Raw genomic sequence first — 21299 nt, 5'->3', positions numbered from 1 at the left:
CTCCTCAGTTCGCCGGGTAGCGGTCGATGGCGGGTGGCTTCGGCGCCGGGACGCCGGAGAGCCCGAGGGTGGCGTCGTAGGCCTTCTTCCAGTCGCCGTTCTTCTCGCGGGCGGCGAGCGCGTCGTCGACGGCGAACCGCAGCGCGTTGTCGCTCCGGGGCACCCCGATCCCGTACGGCTCCTCGGAGAACGGCTTGCCGACCACCTTGAGTTCGTCGGGCACCTTGGCCGCGTAGCCGATCAGGATGGCGTCGTCGGTGGTGACGGCGTCGACCTGGTAGGTCAGCAGGTTGTCGACGCAGACGGAGTACGTGTCGTACGCGACGAGGGTGGCCTTCGGGTAGTCCTGCTGGATGCGCTGGAAGGGGGTGGACCCGGCGGCCGAGCAGACGCGTTTGCCGTCCAAGTCCTGCGGGCCCTTGATGTCCTCCTCGTCGTGGCGTACGAGCAGGCCCTGGCCCGCCATGTAGTACGGGCCGCCGAAGCCGACGAGTTTCTTGCGGTTGTCGTTGATGGTGTAGGTGCCTACGTAGTAGTCGATCTGCCCGTTCTGGAGGGCGGTCTCACGGTTGGCGGACGCGATGGTCCTGAACTCGATCCGCCGGGGGTCGAGGCCGAGGGAGGCCGAGATCATCTTGGCGATCTCGATGTCGAAGCCCGAGTAGGTGCCGCTCGCGGGGTCCTTCTCGCCGAGGTAGGGCTGGTCCTCCTTGGCCCCCACGATGAAGCGGCCGCGGCTCTTGGCCTTGCGCCAGGTCCCCGACTCGGGCAGCTGGAAGCCGGTCGCCACCCGGTACTCGGGGAGTTTTCCGGCCGCGGGGCCCTTGGTCGGCGGGCTGCCGTCCTTGCCGCAGGCGGTGGCGACGAGTGCGGACAGGACGAGGGCGGCGATGAGCCGGGCGGTGGGCATGGTGGGTTTCTTCACGAGCACGTCGCCCCCGTCAGTGCTTGAGGATCTTGGAGAGGAAATCCCGGGCGCGCTCGCTCTCCGGATGGGTGAAGAAGTCCTCGGGGGCCCGGTCCTCGACGACGCGGCCGTCCGACATGAAGACGACGCGGTTGGCGGCGGAGCGGGCGAAGCCCATCTCGTGGGTGACGACCACCATCGTCATGCCCTCGCGGGCGAGCTGCCGCATGACTTCCAGGACCTCGTTGATCATCTCGGGGTCGAGGGCCGAGGTCGGCTCGTCGAAGAGCAGCGCCTTGGGGTCCATGGCCAGGGCGCGGGCGATGGCCACGCGCTGCTGCTGGCCGCCGGAGAGCTGCGCGGGGTACTTCTCGGCCTGCGAGGCCAGACCCACCCGCTCCAGGAGTTCACGGGAGCGGCGGTCGGCCTCGTCCTTCTTGCGGCCGCGCACCTTCACCTGGGCCAGGGAGACGTTCTGGAGCACGGTCTTGTGCGCGAAGAGGTTGAAGGACTGGAAGACCATGCCGACTTCGGCGCGGAGCCTCGCGAGTGCCTTCCCCTCGTCGGGCAGCGGCTGCCCGTCGAGTCTGATCTCCCCGGACTGGATGGTCTCCAGTCGGTTGATCGTCCGGCACAGTGTTGATTTTCCCGACCCCGAGGGGCCGATGACCACGACCACCTCCCCCTTGCCGACGGTGAGGTTGATGTCCTGGAGGACATGCAGCTCCCCGTAGTACTTGTTCACATCACGCAGCTCGATCAAAGGATCGACGGCCATGGCAAGACCTGCCCACTCTCAGCTGTGTACGTCCGCGCAAACTATCCGCGTGAAAACGGGACTTACTGGACGACACGCTCGCGGGGGCATTAACCGTATTTGAGGCGTTTCCCCGGCATCGCCGGTTACGTTTCGGCGGCCTCGGCGTAGATCTGCGACAGTTCCGGCGCCCCGTGCACCGCCCAGTCGAGCCCCGCCTGGACGACCGGGATCTCCCGCCCGGAGCGGAGCCGCACGACGGGGCTGCCGCCGGGCCACACGTGCCAGGCGGCGCCCGGCACGGTCCGCACCACCAGCGTGCCCAGGTAGAGCCCCGCGTCGTTGCCGAGCCAGGGCAGCAGCTCCGGGTCGTCGCGCCAGCGCGGCAGCAGTTGGTCGAGGGCGGTCAACGACGCCGGGGTGTCGTCCAGTTCGAGTCCCGCCGCGGCCGCCTGGGAGCGCAGCAGCTCGCACTCGGAGAGCAGCTCGGCCACGCCCTGCGGGTTCTCGCGGAAGGCCGCCGCGAGCCCCTCGCCGGCCGCGTCCGCCGCGGAGTGCCGTCTGCGCCATTTGTCGAGGAACGGAATGTTCATGGTCGGCACCTCTCCATTGCTGGCGTCCGCCGGAAACGCGACGACACGCGAACGTCCGTGTGCCCAAGAAATGTACCTGGCATGAACGCGATGTGACCGGCCGTGGAGGGCCATCGGGGCGTACGTGACAGCCGCTCACCGGCCCAGTAGCTTCATGGCGCATCCGTCATCACGCGGGAGGGGACTGTCGTGCGTCGACGTATCCGGGGGGCGGCCACCGCGCTCTGCCTCTGCGCGGGCCTCGCCCCCGCGGTCGCCGCCGAGGCGGCCCCGCACGGACCGCCCCGGCCGCTGCCCCTGGAGCGCCTCTTCGACAACCGGGCGGTCAGCGACGACGCCCGGCCCGGCGCCGCGGACTTCGACGGGGCGGGCGGCTCGCTCTCGGCACGGGACCTGCGGGCCGCGGGGTGGACTCCCGGGCGCTCCCTCGGGGTTGACGGGGCGCGGCTGACCTGGCCGCGCACGGAGCCGGGCGAGCGGGACAACGTGCGGGCCGACGGCCAGTCGGTGCGGGTGCGCGGCCGTGGGGACGCCCTCGCGTTCCTGGTGGCGGGCACGGGCGGCGAGGCGAGCGGCACGGGGGTGGTGCGCTACCGGGACGGCTCACAGGGCAGCTACCGGCTCACCGCACCGGACTGGCGTTCGGGTCCGGCGGCCACGAAGTCGGTCGCCCTGCCGCACATCAACACCCCGGGCGGTCAGCGCGCCGAGAAGGCACGGCTGTACGTGGTGACGGTGCCGCTGGTCCGGGGGCGCGAGGTGGCGTCGGTGCGGCTGCCGCGCGACCCGGGCGCCCCTGACCTGCACGTCTTCGCCCTGTCGGTGCGGGCGCGGACCACGGGGTGGACCGGCAGCTGGGCGGCGTCGACCGCCGGGTACACGACGGTCGGGCCCTGGAGCGACCGCACCGTACGTCTCGTCGTGCACACCAGCGTGGGCGGGCCCCGGGTGCGCGTCCGGCTCGACAACACCTTCGCGGCGGCTCCGGTGCGGATCGGCGGCGCCACCGTGGTGGTGCAGGCGGCCGGGGCGCAGGCGCGGGGCGAGCCGCGGCGGCTGTCCTTCCGTGGCCGGGCCGGCACCGAGATCCCGGCGGGGGCCCAGGGCTTCAGCGACCCCCTCGACTTCGACGTGCCCGCCGACGCCAACCTGCTGGTGAGCTTCCACCTGCCGGGGCCGGTGGCGGCGGCGCCCGTGCACAGCCAGGCCCTCCAACGCTCGTACGTCAGCGGCCCCGGCGACCACGCGGCGGACGGCTCCCCGGCGGCGTACACCTCGACGATCACGACGTGGCCGCTGCTCACCGGGGTCGATGTCGGCGGCGGGCCCGGTTCGGTGGTGCTGCTCGGCGACTCGATCACCGACGGGACGAAGTCGACGCCGGACGCCAACCGCCGCTGGCCGAATGTGCTGGCGAGGCGCCTGCTGAGCCAGTCCGACGTGCCGCGCTACGGCGTCCTCAACCACGGCATCTCGGCGAACCGCGTGGTCACCGACCGCTACCCCGGCGACGGCGTCTCCACCGACACGGGCGGCGTGAGCGCCCTGCACCGCCTGGACCGCGACGTCCTCGCCCAGACGTCGGCGCGCACGGTGGTGGTCTTCGAGGGCGTCAACGACGTGCGCTGGGGCACCTCCGCGGACCAGGTGATCGCGGGGCTGCGGGAGATCGCGGAGCGGGCGCGGGCCCGGGGCCTGCGCGTCGTGGCGGCGACCATCGCGCCCTGCGAGGGCGAGTCGCTCTGCACGGCGGCGGCGAACGCCCGACGGGAAGCCGTCAACGCCTACCTCCGTGAGGGCGGTGACTTCGACGCCGTGCTCGACTTCGACGCGGTGCTGCGCGATCCCGCGCGCCCGGCGCGGATGCTGCCCGCCTACGACAGCGGGGACCATCTGCATCCGGGCGACGCGGGCCTCGCGGCGCTCGCGGACTCCGTGGACCTGCGGAAGCTGGTGCCCTGAGCCCGGGGGCTCAGAGCTCCAGGTCCACCACGACCGGGGCATGGTCGGAGGCGCCCTTGCCCTTGCGCTCCTCGCGGTCCACGTAAGAGTCGGTGACGGCCTTGGCGAAGGGTTCGTTGCCGTACACGAGGTCGATGCGCATGCCCTTGTTCTTGGGGAAGCAGAGCTGGCGGTAGTCCCAGTACGTGTACGGGTGGTCGTACTTCAGGGGGCGCGGCACGATGTCCGACAGGCCCGTGCCGCGCAGGTCGGCGAGGGCGGCGCGCTCGGCGGGGGTGACGTGTGTGGCGCCGACGAAGAGCGAGGGGTCCCAGACGTCGTCGTCGGTCGGCGCGACGTTGTAGTCGCCGAGGACGGCGAAGGGGCGGGAGCCCTTCGCGTCCCCGGCGACGGCGGCCTTCAGGGCCTCGAACCACTGGAGCTTGTACGCGTAGTGGGCGTGGTCGACCTCGCGGCCGTTCGGCACGTACACCGACCAGAGGCGGACCGGGCCGCAGGTCGCGGAGATCGCGCGGGGCTCCTCCACGCCGTCGTAGCCGGGATCGCCCGGCAGGCCCCTGACGACGTCTTCGAGGCCGACCCTGGAGATCAGCGCGACGCCGTTCCACCTGCCGGTCGCGTGGACCGCCGACTCGTAGCCCAGCTCGCTCAGCTCGGCGGCCGGGAAGCCCTCGGCCGTCGTCTTGGTCTCCTGGACGCACAGCACGTCCGTGCCGGTGCTCTCCAGCCAGGCCAGGAGCCTCGGGAGCCGAGCGGTGATCGAGTTCACGTTCCAGGTCGCAATGCGCATGCCTCACAACCTACCGGCCGCCACCGACAGTCAGAGTTCGGCCGTCTCCCCCGGGGTCAGCCGCAGGTGTTCGGCGCCGCCCAGGGCCCCGATCTGGTTGTCGTAGATCGGCCGGGCGAGGTCGGTCAGCAGGGCGTCGTGGATGTCGTAGGCGCGCTGCGGCCCGACCTCGCGCACGTACTCGATGACCTCGGAGATCTTGCTCCAGGGCGCCATGACCGGGAGCATCAGCGTCTCCACCGGCTGGTCGGGGACGGTCAGCGCGTCACCGGGGTGGAAGACGGAGCCGTCCACCAGGTAGCCGACGTTGGTGATGCGCGGGATGTCCGGGTGGATCACGGCGTGCAGCTCGCCGTGCACCTGGACGTCGAACCCGGCGGCGGTGAACGTGTCGCCGTGCCCGACGGTGTGCACGCGGCCGGGGAAGGCCGCCGAGAGCTGGTCGGCGACCGCCTTCAGGGTCCAGATCTCGGTGCCGGGGCGGGCCTCCATGGCCGCGCGCAGGTGGCCCTCGTCGAAGTGGTCGGGGTGCTCGTGGGTGACGAGGATGGCGTCGGCGCCGACGGCGGCGTCGTCCTCGCTGAAGCCGCCCGGGTCGACGACGAGCGTGCGTCCGTCCTTTTCGAGACGCACGCACGCGTGGGACTTCTTCGTGAACGTGATGCGCTTCGCGCGCGTGGGAGCGTTGTCCGCGGGGGTCCTCATGCCAGTCATCCCCCCATCCTGCTACTCCTGCGGTGTGGTTTCCTCACGGATCACGGCCTGCGCGACCTTGAAGGCGGAGTTCGCCGCGGGGACGCCGCAGTAGACGGCGGCCTGGAGCAGCACCTCCTTGATCTCGGCCGGGGTCAGGCCGTTGCGCAGGGCGGCGCGGGTGTGGAAGGCCAGCTCGTCCAGGTGACCGCCCGCGACGAGGGCGGTGAGGGTGACGCAGCTGCGGGAGCGGCGGTCGAGGCCGGGGCGGTTCCAGACCTCGCCCCAGGCGTAGCGGGTGATGAGTTCCTGGAAGTCGCCGGAGAAGTCGTCGGCGGCGGCCAGCGCGCGGTCCACGTGGGCGTCGCCGAGGACCTCGCGGCGGACCTTGAGCCCCGCCTCGTAGGGGTCGTTCCGGACGGCGCCGACGACCGCCTCGGGCTGCTCGGCGCCGGCGATCGCGGCCACGGGCGCCACCGGGGCGGCGGGCGGGGACAGGACGGGCTTGACGGGCGGCGGTGTGATCGCCGCGTGGCTCTCCTGCCAGGCGGTGGAGAAGTGGCGTACGAGGAGGTCGGTGACGGCGGCGGGCTGCTCGACGGGCGCGAGGTGCGAGGCGCCCGGCACGACGGCGAGCCGCGAGTCGGGGATGCCGGCGACGAGCGTACGGGCCTCGCCCTGCCCCGTGACCTGGTCCTCGGAGCCGACGAGGACCAGCGTGGGAACGCCGATCCGGCCCAGCTCGGCGCGGACGTCGAAGGCGGCGAGGGCCTCGCAGGCCGCGATGTAGCACCCGGGGTCGGTGGTGCGCACCATCTGCACGGCCCAGTCGGTGATCGCGGGCTGCGCGGCGGCGAAGCCGGGCGTGAACCAGCGTTCGGGCGCGGAGCGGGCGATGGGGTCGAGGCCGTTGCTGCGGACGATCACGCCGCGCTGCCGGAACTCGTCGGCGCTGCCGAACCGCGGCGACGCGGCGATCAGGGCGAGCGAGGCGACCCGCTGCGGGTGCCGCAACGCCAGCTCGATGCCGATGGCACCACCGAAGGCGCACCCCGCGAACCCGAAGCGCTGCACACCCAATTCGTCGAGCGTGGCGAGCAGCCGCTCGGCGAGTTCCCCGACGGACCCGCACGGGTGCGCGGGCGCACCGCCATGCCCGGGCATGTCGAAGCGGAAGACCCGCCAGTGCCGGGTCAGGTCGGGTATCTGCCGGTCCCACATGTGCCAGGTGGTACCCAGTGAGGCACCCAGGATCAGGACGGGGGCCTCTTCTGGCCCGTCAAAGCGGTATTGCAGGGTGTTCGACGGCGTCTCACTCACGCCCCAGACCTTCTCACGTCTCACGAAAACGCACACAGTCGGCCTCGTCGATCGAGTCAGCCCTGCCCGGTCCGCAAGGTGTGCGGGACGTCAGGCGCCGTTCAGAGTGTGTGCGGGTGGTGTTCGTACGGCGAGCAGGGCGATGTCGTCGGCATGGTCGGTGGCCATGCCGATCAGCAATTCGTCGCAGAAGGTGTCGAGCCCCTCGCGGGTGAGTGCCGCCGTGTGCTGGCGTAGGCGGGTCATGCCGTGGGTGAGGTCCTCGCCGCGGCGTTCGATGAGGCCGTCGGTGTACATGAGCAGTGTGGCGCCGGCGGGCAGCGGTTCGGTGGCGTGGCTGCGTGGGAAGCCGGGGTCGACGCCGAGGAGAAGGCCGCGGCCACCGTCCAGGTAGTGGGTGTCGCCCTCAGCGGTCACCAGCAGGGGCGGCGGGTGTCCGGCGCTGGAGTAGGCGAGGCTCCACCTTCCGTCCTCGTCCTGGTCGAGGAGGGAGTAGAGGCAGGTGGCGGTCGCGTGCGGATAGAGGGCGTGGTGCGCGACGTCGAGGCGGCGCAGGATCTCTCCGGGCGGTTCTTGCCGGTCACAGGCGATACCGCGCAGCATGTTGCGGAGCTGGCTCATGGTGATCGCGGCGCGGAGGTCATGACCGGTGACGTCACCCATGATCATGGTGGTGCTGCCGTTGGGCAGGAGGAAGCTGTCGTACCAGTCGCCGCCGACCTCGGCGGTGCTGGCAGCGGGTGCGTAGCGGGCGGCGAGCCGCAGAGGACCGGTTTGCGGAAGGGTCGGCAGCAGGGAGCGCTGGAGGCGTTCGGCGATGCGTTGGGTCTCGCGGTACAGCCGGGCGTTGTCGACGCCGAGGGCGATGCGGTGGGTGAGGTCTTCCACCATGGCGAGGTCGTCGTAGGTGAGGGAGGCGCGGTCGGCGGAGCGGCCGATGGTCAGGGCCCCCAGTACCTGTCGGCGGGCTCGGATCGGGGCGACCACGGCGGTGTGGGTTCCGAGCTGCTCGAACATTTGCAGCTGGCGGGCGTGCAGGGGGTCGGCGGCCTCGTCCGGGCCAGAAATGTCGGCCGAGGTGAGCAGCAGCGGGCCCGCGCCCAGGAGCGCGCGGGACAGCGGTCCGACCGGGGTTTCCGGGACCTCGGGAAGCAGCCCGGTGAGGCCGCCGATCGGCAGCGTTCCCGGGTCGCGGTGGACGACACTGACCCGGCGCGGGCGGCCGTCGTCCTCGAGCAGGTCGACCGCGCACCAGTCGGCCAGTTGCGGCACCAGGATGCGGCATACCCGTCGTACGGCGGCATAGGGGTCCAGCGTGCTGGTCATGGCGGTGGTGGTCTCCGCCAGCAGGGTCAGCCGGTCCAGGGCCCGCTGAACCACCTGGTCCACCTCGAAATCGGGCACGCCCTCTCCTCCCAGCCAAACCTGGGAGAAGGCCGGCTGAGATTCCACTTCCCCGTATGTCGCCGGACGCGTCCCGTCATCACCTGAGTGCGTGATCCCGGCGGCTTGCGGCAGGGGCTGTCGGCTGTGCCGGACACGCACTCGATCAGTCGGGCCCCGGGCCGGCTTCCGCCTGGCCTTTGTACGCGACTCCAGCCGCCGGCCGGATCTCCGGGGTGTCGGCCAGGTCGCGCACCACGGCCGGCGTCTCCGCCGTCGACGCCGGTGAACGGGCGCCGACCGCGATGCAGGCCGCTCCGCTCGCCCTGGCTGCATCAATGCCTGCCGCCGAGTCCTCGAAGACCAGGGCCTGGCGCGGGTCGACACCGAGGCGTCGGCAGGCGAGGAGGTACCCCTCGGGGTCGGGCTTGCCGTGGGTGACGTCGTCCGCCGTGACGAGAGTCCTGAAATGGTCGGCAATACCCAGCCGCGTCAGGTGGTGGGTCGCGTATCGCGGGCCGCCCGAGGTGACCAGGGCGGTGGGGATGCCGGCGTCCCTGAGCCGGTTCAGCAGGGTGCGGGCGCCGCGCATCAGCCGCGCCTCGGGCAGGCCGGTCTCCTCGTCGAGCCGACGCAGGTCGCGGCGGAGGGCGTCCGGGGTGAGGCCGGGGTCGAAACGGTGGAGGTGTTCGGCGATGACATCCGCGCTGCGGCGCCCGCCGAACGAGGCGAGCAGCGCGGGCGTGGTGGCGATGCCGTGAGCGGCGAAGAGCCTTCGCCACAGTTCCTGGCTGCGGGGCTCCGAGTCGATGAGAGTGCCATCGAGGTCGAAGAGCACTGCTGCGGCCGTGAGGGGAGTGGTCGTGGCGCCGGACATGTGCGCTCCATGGGTGCGGGGCGTGAGGGAGGGGGTGCTTGGCTCGGCTGCCGGTCGAGTGGTCGGGTGCGCGTCCTGGGCGCTGTACGGCCGCGTGTCATTTCAGCGGTGGGTGACAGACGTGGCCGTGCCCGGGGTTCCGATGACCGGCACCACGCGAGCAGCGAGGCCGTCAGGGCGTTCTGGCAGCCGCGGGTGATGATGAGATCGATGTCCGTCCTGCGACAGACGGGCGATCCCCAGGGTTCGGGCTGACGTTGTCCTGACGGTTGCGCGGGCCGCGTCCACCCCACTGTGCCGGGGCGCCGGGAATGCCTTCGCGGTGACCGGAGGAATCCGTCGCGATGACCGGAGGATTTCGTCGAGGGCGAACGCGCCGAAACTGAGAGAGGTGAGGACGCGGACCTCGGCGGTGTCGTACCGGTGTGCGGGTGCGAGTTCCGACGGCTTCCGTGGAACCGTCCGCCTCGCCGCTGCCGACGAGTTGGGGGACGGCCGTTGCTGGCCCGGGGCCCGGGCTTCACGTATGGCCCGTCCGGGAAGCCGTATCCGGGACGGCGGCCTCCCCCGCCCGGTCGCCTCGGTCCGCGCCGACGGCACGGCGGCCGGTGAGCAGGGCCGCGCCGAGCAGAGTCGCGAGGAGCTGGCACGCGGCGATCGCCAGCAGGAGGGCGCCGCTGCCGGCGCCGCTGACGGCTCCCGCGGCGGCCGCGCCCCCGGCGGCGGCGGTGCTCTTCAGCCCGGCACCCAGGGTGAAGATCTGGGTGCGGACCTCGGTCGGCGCGTACCGCTCCCGGGCGGCGAGCAGCGCGCTGAAGAGGGGGCCGGTGCAGGCTCCGGCCAGTACGAACAGCACGGTCGTCACGCCGAGTGCCGGTTGCGCGGCGGCCAGGGCGAGAGGCAGGCCGGTCGCCGCCAAGCAGCCCAGCACCACACGCTCGGGGTGCGTGTCGGTCCAGGGGCGTACCGCGTAGATCAGCGACCCGGCCAGGGCACCGGCGGCGAACGCGGTCATGAGGCCGCCCGCGGCCCAGCCCGCGCCGTACTGCTGGGCGAGCAGCGCGGTCAGTACGGGCAGCGCGCCGACGCCGATCTGACCGGTACTGCTGGACCAGGTGACCGCGCGCAAGGGCGGGTTCCTGATCAGTTGCAGCAGTCCGGTGGCCAGGTCGGCGCGGCGCGGGCGCGTGCTGTGCCCGCTCTCTTCGGTCCTCGGTTGCAGTGGCAGCGTGAGCATGACGAGGCCCGCGACCGCTCCGGCCGCGCCGAGTGCGGTCAACGTGATGGCCGGGCCGGCCGCCGCGGACAGGGCGGCGGCCAGGGCCGGGCCGCAGATGCCCGCGAGGTTGTACGAAGTGGAGTCGATGCTGAAGGCCCTGCTGAGCCGGTCGGCCGGGACCAGCTCGCCGAGGAGACTGGTCAGGCCCCCGGTGACAAGCGGTGCGCAGCATCCGGCCGCCGCGACGAGGGCGAGGGTGAGCCCGTCCGGCACGCGGCCCACCGCGACCGCCGTGACGGCGAGTCCCAGGCCGTAGGCGAACAGGCATAAGGCATGGAAGAGGCGGCGGCGACGGATCCGGTCCGCCACGGCGCCGAGGACCGGTGCCGCCACGACGTGCGGGATCGTCAGCGCCGCGACCAGCGCGCCGCCCAGCCCCGCGCTGTGCGTGCGCTCCAGGGCGAGCAGGACGAGGCCGATCCGGGCGCCCTCGCCGACGAGCCGGGCGGGTACGGCCACCCCGAGGTAGTGGATCAGCCGGGGGGTGGTGGTGACGGGTGCGGCATTCGTGGTCATGTGCCCTCCTGCCGGGTGGCGGCCGCGATACGGGTGCGGCGGGGCGTCGAGCCGACCCCACAGGGCCTGTTCGGCGTCATCGGTCAAGGGTCTGATTCCACGATCTTGCTGTTCCATGCCGGCGAGCGCCACACTGAGGTCGTGGACTTCTTCTTCGTCAGCGATCACCTGGCCCTGGATTTCGCCGCGACCCTGACGTGGCGCACCACTCACCCCATCGACCTCCTCGCGGAGCCGGCGGACCTCGCCGCGTGGGCGACACAGGCGGGTCTGACCGACCATCCCGGGCGGGTGTCCCGCACGGCTCTCGACCGCGCCCGGCAGCTGCGGGAGGCCGTCTACCGGACGGCCGTCGCGGCGGAGCGGGGCGCGGATGCCGCCGTGGCCGACGTACGGCTGATCCGCGAGTGCGCCCGTGGGCCCCAGGTGGTCGTGGCCCTCAAGTCGCTGGGCGAGGTCGAGCGGCGCGGTGGCGTCCACGAGGTGCTGGCCACGGTCGCGACCAGGGCGGGGGAACTGTTCGGCGGTGACGATCGGCATCTCGTACGCGTGTGCGCCGGCGCGGAGTGCACCCGGCTCTTCCTGGACCGCTCACGCGCGGGCAACCGCCGCTGGTGCGACAAGCTGGCGTGCGGGAGCCGGGCCAACGCCGCCGCCTACCGCCGCCGCAAGTCGGCCGCGCATCCTTAAAGCCGGCCGCGCATCCTTAAGCCGGCCGCGCACCCTTGCGGGAACGCGCAGGCCGGTCCGTACGACACCTGAGCCGCCTGCGGGCGGAGCGGCTTCCATGGGTTTCCCCGACACCGTCCGGCGCCCGGATGCTTCGCCGCACTCGCCCCAGGGTTCGGTGAAACTGGGTCGGGCCCCCACGTGCCGACCGGCCCCGCGGCAGGTGGCGACATGCGGTGCCGTTTTCGGGGTAGGCGGAGCGACAAGTGACAGCGCTTCGGCAGTGAGGCGAACAGATGAACCTGGCTGGGCAAGACAATGGCCACCTGCGACTCCTGGAGGACGCACCATCGGTATCTGCCGCGTTCGAGGGCAGCGGCGAGGACATAGCCGCCGCCCGGGCGCTCAGCAGGGACTTCCTGACCTCATTGCAGGCGGTGCACGGATTGCCGGTGTCGTCTCGGGTCATGGGTATGGTGCAGCTCGTCGTGAGCGAGCTGGTGACCAACGCCGGCAAGTACGCTCCCGGCCCCTGCGCACTGACGCTCACCGTCAGTGACGGGGCCGTCGAGGTGACGGTATGGGACAGCAGTACGACCCTGCCGGCGATCCTGGCACCGGACCCCAACCGGATCGGCCAGCACGGCCTGGAGATCGTCATGGCGGTGTGCCGGAGCTTTGAGGTACGTCGTGAGCCGGTCGGCAAGCGCATCACCGCCACGGTCGTCCTCGCGGATGATCCGGGGAACGATGCGGCCGGCCGCCAGGCGATGTGACCGCCGCTCCACGTGCCGTCGCTCACTGACTGGGCCACGGCACGGCCTGACTGGGCCACGGCTGCCCCGCGTCCGGCTGCACCCCACTGATCGCACTACTGATCGCACCACTGATTACGGCCACGTACTCCGCGCCTCGCGGAACACGTGGCCGTCTCGATGGCACACGACGGCAGTGCCAACCTCCACTCGCCGACCGACCTGTCTGCCTGCCGGCCTCAGCTTGATGCCGCGGGCCGGCGCGAGATCTTCCGTCAGCTCGCGTTCAGGCCCGCCCGGAGCTTCGCGACGATCCTGCTGATGAGGCGGGAGACGTGCATCTGCGAGCAGCCCAGGATCTCGCCGATCTGGCTCTGCGTCTGCTCCTCCACGAAACGCAGATGGATGATCTGGCGCTCGCGGTCGTCGAGTTCGGCGATCAGCGGGGCCAGCGCGTGGAAGTCGTCGACCAGCTCGAAGCGGTCCTCGTCGACGCCGATGAAGTCGCTCAGAGCCGACTCGGTGTCGTCGCCGTTCCCGCTGAGGGCGGCGTCCAGGGAGACGGACGCGTAACCGTTCGACGCCTTCTGCGCCTCGCTGACCTCGGCCGGGTCCAGCTGCATCAGTTCGGCCAGCTCCGCGGTGGTGGGCGTGCGGCCCAGGCGCGTACGCAGTTCCTCGGTCGCCTTGGACAGCTCGATACGCGCTTCCTGAAGGCGGCGCGGCACGTGCACGGCCCAGCTCGTGTCGCGGAAGAAGCGCTTGATCTCACCGGTGATGTACGGGACGGCGAAGGTGGCGAACTCCACCTCGCGGGTCAGCTCGAACCGGTCGATCGCCTTGATCAACCCGATCGTGCCGACCTGGACGATGTCCTCCATCTCCTGCACACCCCGGTGCTTGAACCGCGATGCCGCGTACTTCACCAGGGACAGGTTGATCTCGATCAGGCAGTTCCGCACGTACTGGTACTCGTGCGTGCCTTCCTCCAGCTCGCCGAGGCGCTCGAAGAAGCGCTTGGAGATCACCCGCGCGTCACGCGGCGCCACCGACGCCGGGTCCAGACAGGGACGCTCCGCCAGGTCCCCCTCGGTCCGCGCCGTGGTCTGTTCCGTGGCCGTCACGGTGATCATGCGTCCCACCCTTACCTCATTGCCGATGGCGTTGCCTCCCGCGTCTTCCCCGTCATCGGAGGACGAAACAGGGAACATGGGCGCGTCGTGAGCACTTTGTGTGAGCTGCTCCACGCGGGTTAACCGCTCTCCCAGGAATCAGTTCGAGAAAGGCGCACAGAACACGTGTCGAGCACCACCGTACGAGGGGCGGGCGCATGGATGAGGCGGGCCTGGGCGTCCTCGGGACATGAGCGCAACACCGTCCTGATGATCTGCAAGAGCGCCTTGGCCGCGACCGTCGCCTGGTGGATCGCCCACGATCTCCTGCACGCGAAGTCACCGGCGTTCGCGCCGTTCTCCGCCGTGCTCATCATGAATGTGACCGTGTATCAGAGTGTGTGGCAGGCCGCGCGCTACACGGGGGCGGTCACCGTCGGAGTGGCCGTCCAGGCCGTCCTCGGCTTCCTGATCGGCCCCGACCTGTTCGTCTTTCCTCTGGTCGCGCTCATCGCCTTGACGATCGGGCAGTGGCCGGTGCTGGGGGAACAGCGCTCGCAGGTGGCCACCGCGGCGTTCTTCGCGTTCTCCACCTACGCCACCGGGAGCACCCCCCACCAGCGCGCCGTGGATCTGGGGGAGATCGTCGTCATGGTTCTGATCGGCTGTGGCCTCGGAGTGCTGGTCAATATGTGCATCGCCCCGCCGCTGCGCTACCGCGGCGCCGAGCAGGGCCTCCGGTCCCTCGCCTGTGAGATCGGGTCCCTGCTGCGCGAGATGACCGAGGGACTGCGGGAGCAGGACCTGAGCAAGGAGCGCACTCAGGCGTGGGTGGCGGCCGGCGAACGCGCTCACCGCTCCGTCGCCCAGGCCAGGGCGGCACTCGACACCGCGCAGAACAGCCTGCCGCTCAATCCGCGCCGGTTCCTGCCCGCGCACCGCAAGTACCTGACGTTCCACCGCTACCGGCGAGTCCTGGACGCGATGGAACGCGCCGTCCACCAGCTGGCCTCGCTGACCCGCAGCCTCCATCAGTGGCGTGAGCGCGAGGAGACGTACACCTATACGCCTGTGCTGCGGGCCTACGCCGACTTCACCGCCAGTCTCGAAGGCATCGCCGGCACCCTCTCCGAACTGGACGCGGACACCCTGGAGGAACAGGCCGAACAGGTCTGCCGCCAGTCCACGTCGGCCCAGCAAGCGCTCGAGGACGTCCTTGACGCGGCGCAGCGGCATCAGCTGCCGCTGGCGGACCCCTCCCGGCCGTACGGCGTGCTCATCGTCGAGGCCACCCGGCTGATGGAGGAATTCCAGTACACCGGCGACACGCTCAAGACGGCGGCCGCCGCTCCGCAATGAAGGTGCCCGCCACGCACAGGCGTCCGCCACCCCTGGGGCTGGCGGACGCCTGTGCGTCGTGCGCGGGTCGCTGCGTTGTCAGCGGACCGTCACGGTGAAGACGGGCGACAAGGTGGAGCCGCTCTGCACGCGCAGTTCGTTCTTGCCCTTGAGGCCGAGCTTGACGCGCAGGCTGTACGCGCCGGACTTGTTGACGGTCGTGGAGGCGGGCAGCGTCTTCCACGTGCCGCGCTGCTTCTGCTGCAGGTCGACCTTGGTGCCCGCCGTGAGGCCGGTGGCCTTGCCGCTGACGCGCAGCTCCTGCCATGCCTTCACGGTGGCCGTCGAGGGCTTGGCGGTGAGTGCGGCCTTCACCGTGGCGGTGGGGCTGTTCTTCTGGGTACCGAGGCTCTTGCCGGTCGCGACGTCCCAGATGGCGTACGGCGTGCCGCCGCCCTGCGTCTTGCTGTACAGGCGCTTGCCATTGGCGCTCAGGTGCAGGTAGATGCCGTCGTTGACCGTCTGGCCCGGCTTGAGGACCTTGCCGTTGTAGTACGGCTTGCCGTCCTTGACGGTGATGGTGACGCCCGCACCGATGTCGATCTTCACGGACTTGGCGGCGGCGGTGCGCACCGCGGCGGGTCGCTCCGCGGTGGGGGTGCTCGCCAGCGCGGCCGCGGCCGGGGCCAGGAGCGCCGTACCGGCGAGGACCGAAACGGCGGCGGTACGCAGGGCGCTGCGGCGGTGGGTGGTGGTACGCATAACGTGGTTCCCCTTCACGATCATGGATCTGTTCGCACGCACGGCACAGCTCCGCTGGTCGGGCGGCGCCACGCCGGGAGGCTGTCCTGTGCGGCCTCGCCATCAGTGCCGTGCGGCGAGTACCTACATAACGTAGTTGACCCGTCATAACGGATAACCGCAGATCATGTAACAGTGCCCCATAGATCAGCACATGGTCTGCCATCGACGCGAACACGGGCCTGGGAAGAGAACTCGCGCGCAACCACGCCGTGTTCGCCTGTACGTACCCTGGCCGCTGGTTCGCGCCGAGCGGCACCCGGGAGACGTACCCGCAGGGCAAGTCCCTGACCTTCCCGCCTTGAGATGTGGAGTACCGCGGCGCCGGCGGCCGTCAAGGGGCCCGACTTCAACGGTGACGGGTACGCGGATGCCGTGGTCGGCGTGTACCGGGGCGACGTCGACGGCAAGAAGTCCGCGGGCTACCTGCACGTGTTGTACGGCGGGCCACGGCTCGGTGGTCGTCCTGTACGGCTCGTCCGACGGACGATCGCGCAGGGCCAGGCGGGCAGCGGCGCCGGGAGTTCGCTCGCCGTGGGCGACTTCACCCAGGACAGCGCCATGGACGTGGCGGTGGGCCTGCCCCACGGGGAGTTCGGAGAAGTCACCCTGCGGCCGGGTCCGCTCACCGAGGACAAGCCGCTGACGCGTCTGCTCCACACCGGCTTCGACGGCACCGCGGGCAGGTTGGCGGCCGGGGACCTCGACGGGAACGGCAGGACCGAGCTGGCGGTCTCCGCGTACTCCAACGACGACTCGCGCACCACCCTGTGGCGCCGGAACGGCTCGGCCCTGCGGGAGTACTGGAAGTCCCCGGCCACCGGCTACGACATGGCCGCGGGTGACTTCGACGGCGACAACGTGGACGACCTGGCCCTCGGGCACTGTCTGATCACCGCCGAGGCCGACCGGCCCACCGGGGCATGCGGCCCCGATGAACTGGCCAAGGGCGGCAAGGTGCGGGTCCTCTATGGAAGCGCGGACGCGGAGGGCTTCGGCACCCGCAGCCACACCATCGGCCGGGAGACTCCGGGCGTCGCGGGCACGGCCGAGGAAGCGGACAGCTTCGGCATCAAGCTCGCCGCGGGTGATCTCACCGGTGACGGCCGGGACGACCTTGTGGCGGGCACGCCCGCTGAGGGCGTCGGGGCGGCGGACAGGGCCGGTTCGGCGACCGTGCTGACCTCGGGCCCGACCGGTCTGCCGGACGCCTCGGGCACCGCCAAGTCCGCGGCGTGGCACCAGGATTCCGCCGGGGTTCCGGGCGCGCCGGAGGTCAACGACGAGTTCGGCTCGGCGCTGGCCCTGGGTGACTACGACGGCGACGGGGACATCACGGTCGGCGTCTTCAACGAGGACAGCACGGAGTACGAGCAGACGCTCAGCTCCGGTGGTGTCTGGACGCTGCCGAACGGCGCCGGGACGGGCTCCAAGGCGCTGACGGCACGGCTGTTCGGGCTGCGCGGGGCGCTGTACTACGGGCAGGCACTGGGGCACTGAGGGTCGGTCACTGAAGCTCCGGTGACGCGGGCGGCGTATGCGGCGTACCGCTGATGCGAGCGGTGCGCCGCCGCGCCAGGTGGTGGTGCCGGAGCCCCTAGGATGCGGCCGTCGGCCGTCCCGTCGAGTCGGCGAGAACCGCGAGAATGCGTGGGAGCCCGCGAGGACCCGTGAAAAAGGCCGTGCCTGCCGCCGAGGAGTGTGTCCATGAGTGAGCCGTCGACCACCACCGGCGTTCCGGACGAGTTGCGGCGCCGCCTCGGGCTGTCCGACGCCGTCGTGATCGGTCTCGGGGCGATGATCGGCGCGGGGATCTTCGCCGCGCTGGGCCCGGCGGCGCGTGCGGCCGGGTCCGGGCTGCTGCTCGGGCTCGCGCTGGCGGCCGTGGTGGCCTACTGCAACGCGACCTCCTCCGCCCGGCTCGCGGCCCGCTACCCGGCCTCCGGCGGCACCTATGTCTACGGACGCGAGCGGCTCGGCGCGTTCTGGGGTTACCTGGCCGGGTGGGCGTTCGTCGTCGGCAAGACCGCCTCCTGTGCCGCCATGGCGCTGACGGTGGGCGCGTACGCGTGGCCCGGGCAGGCCCACGCGGTCGCGGTCGCCGCGGTGGTGGCGCTGACGGCGGTGAACTGCGCCGGGGTGCGGAAGTCCGCCTGGCTGACCCGCGTGATCGTGGCCGTGGTCCTCGCCGTGCTCGCCGCCGTGGCGGTCACCGCCCTCACGTCCGGCGCCTCGGACATGGCCCGCCTGGAGATCGGTGACGACGCGACCGTCGGCGGGGTGCTCCAGGCGGCCGGTCTGCTCTTCTTCGCCTTCGCCGGGTACGCGCGCGTCGCCACCCTGGGCGAGGAGGTCCGCGACCCCGCGCGCACCATCCCCCGGGCCGTCCCGATCGCGCTCGGCATCACGCTGGTCGTCTACGCCGTCGTCGCGATCGCCGTGACAGCGGTCCTCGGCCCGGAGGAACTGGCCGGGGCTTCGGCGCCGCTGTCCGAGGCGGCCCGGGCGGCGGGGGCCGACTGGTTGGTGCCCGTCGTCCGCGCCGGCGCGGCCCTGGCGGCGCTCGGCTCGCTGCTCGCGCTGATCCTGGGCGTCTCCCGCACCACGCTGGCCATGGCCCGCGACCGGCATCTGCCGCACGCCCTCGCCGCGGTCCACCCGCGGTTCAAGGTGCCGCACCGCGCCGAACTGGCCGTGGGCGCGGTGGTGGCGGTGGTCGCCGCGACAGCGGACGTACGCGGGGTCATCGGCTTCTCCTCCTTCGGCGTGCTGGCCTACTACGCCGTCGCCAACGCCTCGGCCTGGACGCTGACTTCGGACGGGGGCCGCCCACCCCGGGCCGTCCCGCTCGTCGGCCTGGCCGGCTGCCTGGCGCTGGCCTTCGCCCTGCCCGTGGCGTCGGTGGTCTCCGGTGCCGCGGTCCTGGCGGCGGGTGCGGTCTGGTACGCGGGACGCCGTCTGACGGCGGGGCGGGACTGAGCCGCGAGCCGCCGGCCACGCCGAAAGGCCCGGCAGACGCATTTCCGACCCAACGCACCTTGCAATTCCCCTGAGTTGACGGCATCAGTGACGCGGACACACACCGGTCAGCCAAAAGCCGCCCACATCCACGGAACCCTCAACAAGGGATTGCGGTATGCCCGTTTTGAAGTGAAAGACCAACCTTTCGCCGCACCCGTTCCGTGAAATGGGTCACGCCGAATTCCACGATCTTGTGGGGTCACGGGACGCATTCCCGTTACCCGGCACGAGAGTTGAGTTTTCGATCAAAACGGGACGGTGGAATTTGATCATTCAGGAACAGCGTCTCGCATTCCGTATTCGAATTCCCGTCTTGTTCCGTCCGGACTTTCTCGCTTAATGTCACCGTCGAACCGGATGGAACGCCGAATCCTGCCGCCGTCCGGAAGCCTTTGCACCCACCCACACACACTGACTCACGCACGGCAGGAGCGGGGGACCCAGGTAAGCCGCCGATCCGGTTTCCGGAACGGCTCGGGGTGAAGTCGCACGCCCAGTGCGACCGGACATCTCCCGTCCGAACCCGACAGCTCACCTCGTAGGCGACGGAGAGGAATTCGCCATGCCCGCAAAGGGAAAGCACCGCCGCCCGAAGTCCAGCTCGCTCCACCGGGGCATAGCCGCCGCGGGAACGGGCGGAGCCGTGCTCGTCCTGCCGGTGCTCGGCGCGACCGCCGCCGGTGCGGCGGAGCCCGGGGCGGCCGCCAAGCCCGCCGCCGCCCCGAATGTCCACGTCGTCGTCGCGGGTGACTCCCTTTCCAAGATCGCCCGGGAGCATTCCCTCAGCGGCGGCTGGAAGAAGCTGTACGAGGACAACCGCGGAGTTCTCGGCGACGACCCGAAGCTGATCCACCCCGGCCTCAAGCTCACCCTCGGAAAGAAGAACCCCGCAGAGCCGGCGAAGAAGTCGGCCGCCTCCCCGGCTTCCGTCAAGACCGCCGCCGCCCCGGCGAAGAAGTCGTACACCGACGACCTCGACGGCTGGATCAAGGAGTCGCTGGACATCATGGCCCGGCACGGCATCCCCGGCACTTACGAGGGCATCCACCGCAACATCATGCGCGAGTCCTCCGGCAACCCGCTGGCCATCAACAACTGGGACTCCAACGCTGTCGCCGGAACCCCGTCGAAGGGCCTCCTGCAGGTCATCGGCCCCACGTTCGCCGCGTACCACGTGCCCGGCACGTCGACGGACAGCTTCGACCCGGTCGCCAACATCACCGCCGCCTGCAACTACGCGGCCGACCGGTACGGCTCGATCGACAACGTGAACGGCCCGTACTAGACCGCGCCCGATCCCGCGCCGCCCCGCCCGGGGCGGCGCGGCCGGCACGACACGGAAACGACACGACTCGAAAACGGCACGACACGACTCGGCACGGGGATGAATGAGCCGCGGATTGCCGGGCAAGCGGACGTAGGTATCCGAAAGATCGGGACCATAGATCAGGAGGAGTTGTCGTGTCGTTTCTCTGGGCCATCATCGCGGGACTCATCATCGGCCTGCTGGCCAAGCTCGTTCTGCCCGGTCGTCAGCCCATCCCCCTCTGGCTGACGGTCGTCCTGGGCATCGTCGGTGCCGTCGTCGGCAACGCCCTCGCCAGTGCTTTCGGCGTCCGGGACACCGGCGGCATCGACTGGATTCGGCACGTCTTCCAGATCGGGGTCGCCGCCGTCCTGATCTCGCTCGTGACGCCGCTGTGGGCCCGACGGCACGCCTGATCCCGTCCCACTCCTGACGAAGGCCCCCGGCGCATCGCGCCGGGGGCCTTCGTCGTTCCGGGTGCCTTCTACAGCCAGTGGCGCAGGGCGAGGCGGGGAATCCGCCGGACGAACCAGGCGCTCGCCAGGCCGATGGCCGCACCGCCGACCACATCGCTGGGGTAGTGCGCGCCGCTCTGCACCCGCTCGACCGCCACCATGGCCGCCGGTACCGCGCAGGCCACGCCGGCCGCCCGCCAGTTCGGGAGGACGGCGGCGGTGAACGCGACCGCGGCCGCCGTGTGCCCGGAGGGGAACGACGAGGAGTCGGGACGGTCGTCCGCCTCGTCGTGCGGGAACCACTCCTTCGGCGGCCGGGACCGGTCGGCCAGTTGCTTGCACACGCCGTTCGACGCCAGCTGCGCCACCGTCATGGCCGCGAGGCCGGCGACCGCGGCGGTACGGCCCCGCCACCCGCCCAGGCACGCCATCGCGACGGCGGCCCCGCACCACAGCTTCGTGCTCTCCGCCGCCTCCTCCACCCCGGACAACACCCTGCCCACACCTGGCGGGACGCGCCGGGCCACCTGCTGCGTCACCACTCGGTCGAGCTCGCTCACACCTGTCAAAAGGTTCATGCGCACCAGGTATCCCGCAACGCCCGAACGTACGCAGTTGTTGATCACTTGAAGCCGACCGCTCCCGTCACATGAAGCCGACTGGCCGAGCCGGCCGGCCGCACGGCCCGGCAGCGATATCCCCTGCCGACCGGGCCCGCCGCTGCTAGCCTGACAGGTATGGCACGAGGTATCTGGTCGCAGAAGG

20 protein-coding genes and 1 riboswitch are annotated in these 21299 nt (G+C 71.2%); of the genes, 8 read left to right on the top strand and 12 right to left on the bottom strand.

Translation table 11 applies throughout. The annotated features are described in order from the left end of the window. Positions 1 to 4 precede the first annotated feature (4 nt). From J2N69_RS30935 to J2N69_RS30925, 3 genes are all read right to left on the bottom strand, one after another. A complete protein-coding gene (locus J2N69_RS30935; RefSeq protein WP_230903643.1) occupies positions 5 to 910 on the bottom strand; it encodes a glutamate ABC transporter substrate-binding protein in 906 nt (301 codons plus the stop codon). A gap of 31 nt (positions 911 to 941) precedes the next feature. Next, on the bottom strand, positions 942 to 1685 hold the full coding sequence (locus J2N69_RS30930) for an amino acid ABC transporter ATP-binding protein (RefSeq protein WP_230903642.1): 744 nt from the start codon (positions 1683 to 1685) through the stop codon (positions 942 to 944). Positions 1686 to 1810: 125 nt separating this feature from the next. After that, entirely contained in the window at positions 1811 to 2257 is a 447-nt protein-coding gene (locus J2N69_RS30925) for a DUF6278 family protein (protein ID WP_230903641.1), read from the bottom strand. 189 nt (positions 2258 to 2446) lie between these two features. Between J2N69_RS30925 and J2N69_RS30920 the strand changes: the two genes are divergently transcribed. Then, on the top strand, positions 2447 to 4219 hold the full coding sequence (locus J2N69_RS30920; RefSeq protein ID WP_230903640.1) for an SGNH/GDSL hydrolase family protein: 1773 nt from the start codon (positions 2447 to 2449) through the stop codon (positions 4217 to 4219). 10 nt (positions 4220 to 4229) lie between these two features. Here J2N69_RS30920 and J2N69_RS30915 read toward each other — a convergent pair whose 3' ends face one another. The 6 genes from J2N69_RS30915 to J2N69_RS30890 form a co-directional block, all read right to left on the bottom strand. After that, on the bottom strand, positions 4230 to 5009 hold the full coding sequence (locus J2N69_RS30915) for an exodeoxyribonuclease III (protein ID WP_230903639.1): 780 nt from the start codon (positions 5007 to 5009) through the stop codon (positions 4230 to 4232). 30 nt (positions 5010 to 5039) lie between these two features. Continuing rightward, the gene (locus J2N69_RS30910; RefSeq protein WP_230904944.1) at positions 5040 to 5672 is read right to left on the bottom strand and encodes an MBL fold metallo-hydrolase; all 633 of its coding nucleotides are present in this window, start codon (positions 5670 to 5672) and stop codon (positions 5040 to 5042) included. 63 nt (positions 5673 to 5735) lie between these two features. Then, positions 5736 to 7022 (bottom strand): bifunctional 3-oxoadipate enol-lactonase/4-carboxymuconolactone decarboxylase PcaDC, encoded by a 1287-nt coding sequence (pcaDC, locus tag J2N69_RS30905; RefSeq protein WP_230903638.1) that lies wholly within the window; start codon positions 7020 to 7022, stop codon positions 5736 to 5738. Between the two features lie 90 nt (positions 7023 to 7112). Next, the gene (locus J2N69_RS30900) at positions 7113 to 8426 is read right to left on the bottom strand and encodes a PP2C family protein-serine/threonine phosphatase (RefSeq protein ID WP_230903637.1); all 1314 of its coding nucleotides are present in this window, start codon (positions 8424 to 8426) and stop codon (positions 7113 to 7115) included. A gap of 145 nt (positions 8427 to 8571) precedes the next feature. Then, positions 8572 to 9282 carry an HAD family hydrolase gene (locus J2N69_RS30895; protein ID WP_230903636.1) on the bottom strand — a complete coding sequence of 237 codons (711 nt, stop codon included), beginning with the start codon at positions 9280 to 9282 and terminating at the stop codon, positions 8572 to 8574. Between the two features lie 520 nt (positions 9283 to 9802). Beyond that, positions 9803 to 11077, bottom strand: coding sequence for an MFS transporter (locus J2N69_RS30890; protein ID WP_230903635.1), 1275 nt, complete (start codon positions 11075 to 11077; stop codon positions 9803 to 9805). A 141-nt stretch (positions 11078 to 11218) separates the two neighbouring features. Here J2N69_RS30890 and J2N69_RS30885 point away from each other — a divergent pair, with 141 nt between their 5' ends. Beyond that, positions 11219 to 11767 (top strand): CGNR zinc finger domain-containing protein, encoded by a 549-nt coding sequence (locus J2N69_RS30885; RefSeq protein WP_230903634.1) that lies wholly within the window; start codon positions 11219 to 11221, stop codon positions 11765 to 11767. Positions 11768 to 12042: 275 nt separating this feature from the next. Then, on the top strand, positions 12043 to 12522 hold the full coding sequence (locus J2N69_RS30880) for an ATP-binding protein (RefSeq protein WP_230903633.1): 480 nt from the start codon (positions 12043 to 12045) through the stop codon (positions 12520 to 12522). 254 nt (positions 12523 to 12776) lie between these two features. Here the strand turns inward: J2N69_RS30880 and J2N69_RS30875 are convergent, their stop codons facing one another. After that, on the bottom strand, positions 12777 to 13634 hold the full coding sequence (locus J2N69_RS30875) for a SigB/SigF/SigG family RNA polymerase sigma factor (protein ID WP_230903632.1): 858 nt from the start codon (positions 13632 to 13634) through the stop codon (positions 12777 to 12779). Positions 13635 to 13799: 165 nt separating this feature from the next. Between J2N69_RS30875 and J2N69_RS30870 the strand changes: the two genes are divergently transcribed. Beyond that, positions 13800 to 14972: an FUSC family protein gene (locus tag J2N69_RS30870; RefSeq protein ID WP_230903631.1), complete on the top strand. Its 1173-nt coding sequence runs from the start codon at positions 13800 to 13802 to the stop codon at positions 14970 to 14972. A 78-nt stretch (positions 14973 to 15050) separates the two neighbouring features. Here the strand turns inward: J2N69_RS30870 and J2N69_RS36580 are convergent, their stop codons facing one another. Then, positions 15051 to 15713, bottom strand: coding sequence for a hypothetical protein (locus tag J2N69_RS36580; protein ID WP_330166841.1), 663 nt, complete (start codon positions 15711 to 15713; stop codon positions 15051 to 15053). A 345-nt stretch (positions 15714 to 16058) separates the two neighbouring features. Between J2N69_RS36580 and J2N69_RS30860 the strand changes: the two genes are divergently transcribed. The 4 genes from J2N69_RS30860 to J2N69_RS30845 all read left to right on the top strand — a co-directional run bounded on the left by J2N69_RS30860 (position 16059) and on the right by J2N69_RS30845 (position 20495). Next, positions 16059 to 17252 carry an FG-GAP and VCBS repeat-containing protein gene (locus J2N69_RS30860; RefSeq protein WP_230903630.1) on the top strand — a complete coding sequence of 398 codons (1194 nt, stop codon included), beginning with the start codon at positions 16059 to 16061 and terminating at the stop codon, positions 17250 to 17252. 207 nt (positions 17253 to 17459) lie between these two features. Further along, positions 17460 to 18731, top strand: coding sequence for an APC family permease (locus J2N69_RS30855; RefSeq protein ID WP_230903629.1), 1272 nt, complete (start codon positions 17460 to 17462; stop codon positions 18729 to 18731). 441 nt (positions 18732 to 19172) lie between these two features. Then, positions 19173 to 19333, top strand: a riboswitch (cyclic di-AMP (ydaO/yuaA leader). A 2-nt stretch (positions 19334 to 19335) separates the two neighbouring features. Beyond that, the gene (locus J2N69_RS30850; RefSeq protein WP_230903628.1) at positions 19336 to 20058 is read left to right on the top strand and encodes a transglycosylase SLT domain-containing protein; all 723 of its coding nucleotides are present in this window, start codon (positions 19336 to 19338) and stop codon (positions 20056 to 20058) included. Between the two features lie 176 nt (positions 20059 to 20234). Next, positions 20235 to 20495 (top strand): GlsB/YeaQ/YmgE family stress response membrane protein, encoded by a 261-nt coding sequence (locus J2N69_RS30845; RefSeq protein WP_205038895.1) that lies wholly within the window; start codon positions 20235 to 20237, stop codon positions 20493 to 20495. A 68-nt stretch (positions 20496 to 20563) separates the two neighbouring features. Here J2N69_RS30845 and J2N69_RS30840 read toward each other — a convergent pair whose 3' ends face one another. After that, on the bottom strand, positions 20564 to 21112 hold the full coding sequence (locus J2N69_RS30840) for a phosphatase PAP2 family protein (protein ID WP_230903627.1): 549 nt from the start codon (positions 21110 to 21112) through the stop codon (positions 20564 to 20566). Positions 21113 to 21299: the final 187 nt, after the last annotated feature.

Source organism: Streptomyces huasconensis, assembly GCF_021028635.1.
GTDB classification, from domain to species: Bacteria; Actinomycetota; Actinomycetes; order Streptomycetales; family Streptomycetaceae; genus Streptomyces; species Streptomyces huasconensis.
The sequence above is the reverse complement of the archived record's forward strand: the minus strand, read 5'-3'. Positions and strand labels throughout refer to the sequence as shown.

Excerpts from the sequence above, each read along its gene's own strand:
- J2N69_RS30935 (WP_230903643.1), bottom strand. The coding sequence starts at position 910 with ATGCCCACCGCCCGGCTCATCGCCGCCCTCGTCCTGTCCGCACTCGTC.
- J2N69_RS30930 (WP_230903642.1), bottom strand. The coding sequence starts at position 1,685 with ATGGCCGTCGATCCTTTGATCGAGCTGCGTGATGTGAACAAGTACTAC.
- J2N69_RS30925 (WP_230903641.1), bottom strand. The coding sequence starts at position 2,257 with ATGAACATTCCGTTCCTCGACAAATGGCGCAGACGGCACTCCGCGGCG.
- J2N69_RS30915 (WP_230903639.1), bottom strand. The coding sequence starts at position 5,009 with ATGCGCATTGCGACCTGGAACGTGAACTCGATCACCGCTCGGCTCCCG.
- J2N69_RS30895 (WP_230903636.1), bottom strand. The coding sequence starts at position 9,282 with ATGTCCGGCGCCACGACCACTCCCCTCACGGCCGCAGCAGTGCTCTTC.
- J2N69_RS30890 (WP_230903635.1), bottom strand. The coding sequence starts at position 11,077 with ATGACCACGAATGCCGCACCCGTCACCACCACCCCCCGGCTGATCCAC.
- J2N69_RS30880 (WP_230903633.1), top strand. The coding sequence starts at position 12,043 with ATGAACCTGGCTGGGCAAGACAATGGCCACCTGCGACTCCTGGAGGAC.
- J2N69_RS30875 (WP_230903632.1), bottom strand. The coding sequence starts at position 13,634 with ATGATCACCGTGACGGCCACGGAACAGACCACGGCGCGGACCGAGGGG.
- J2N69_RS36580 (WP_330166841.1), bottom strand. The coding sequence starts at position 15,713 with ATGCGTACCACCACCCACCGCCGCAGCGCCCTGCGTACCGCCGCCGTT.
- J2N69_RS30860 (WP_230903630.1), top strand. The coding sequence starts at position 16,059 with ATGTGGAGTACCGCGGCGCCGGCGGCCGTCAAGGGGCCCGACTTCAAC.
- J2N69_RS30855 (WP_230903629.1), top strand. The coding sequence starts at position 17,460 with ATGAGTGAGCCGTCGACCACCACCGGCGTTCCGGACGAGTTGCGGCGC.
- J2N69_RS30850 (WP_230903628.1), top strand. The coding sequence starts at position 19,336 with ATGCCCGCAAAGGGAAAGCACCGCCGCCCGAAGTCCAGCTCGCTCCAC.
- J2N69_RS30840 (WP_230903627.1), bottom strand. The coding sequence starts at position 21,112 with ATGAACCTTTTGACAGGTGTGAGCGAGCTCGACCGAGTGGTGACGCAG.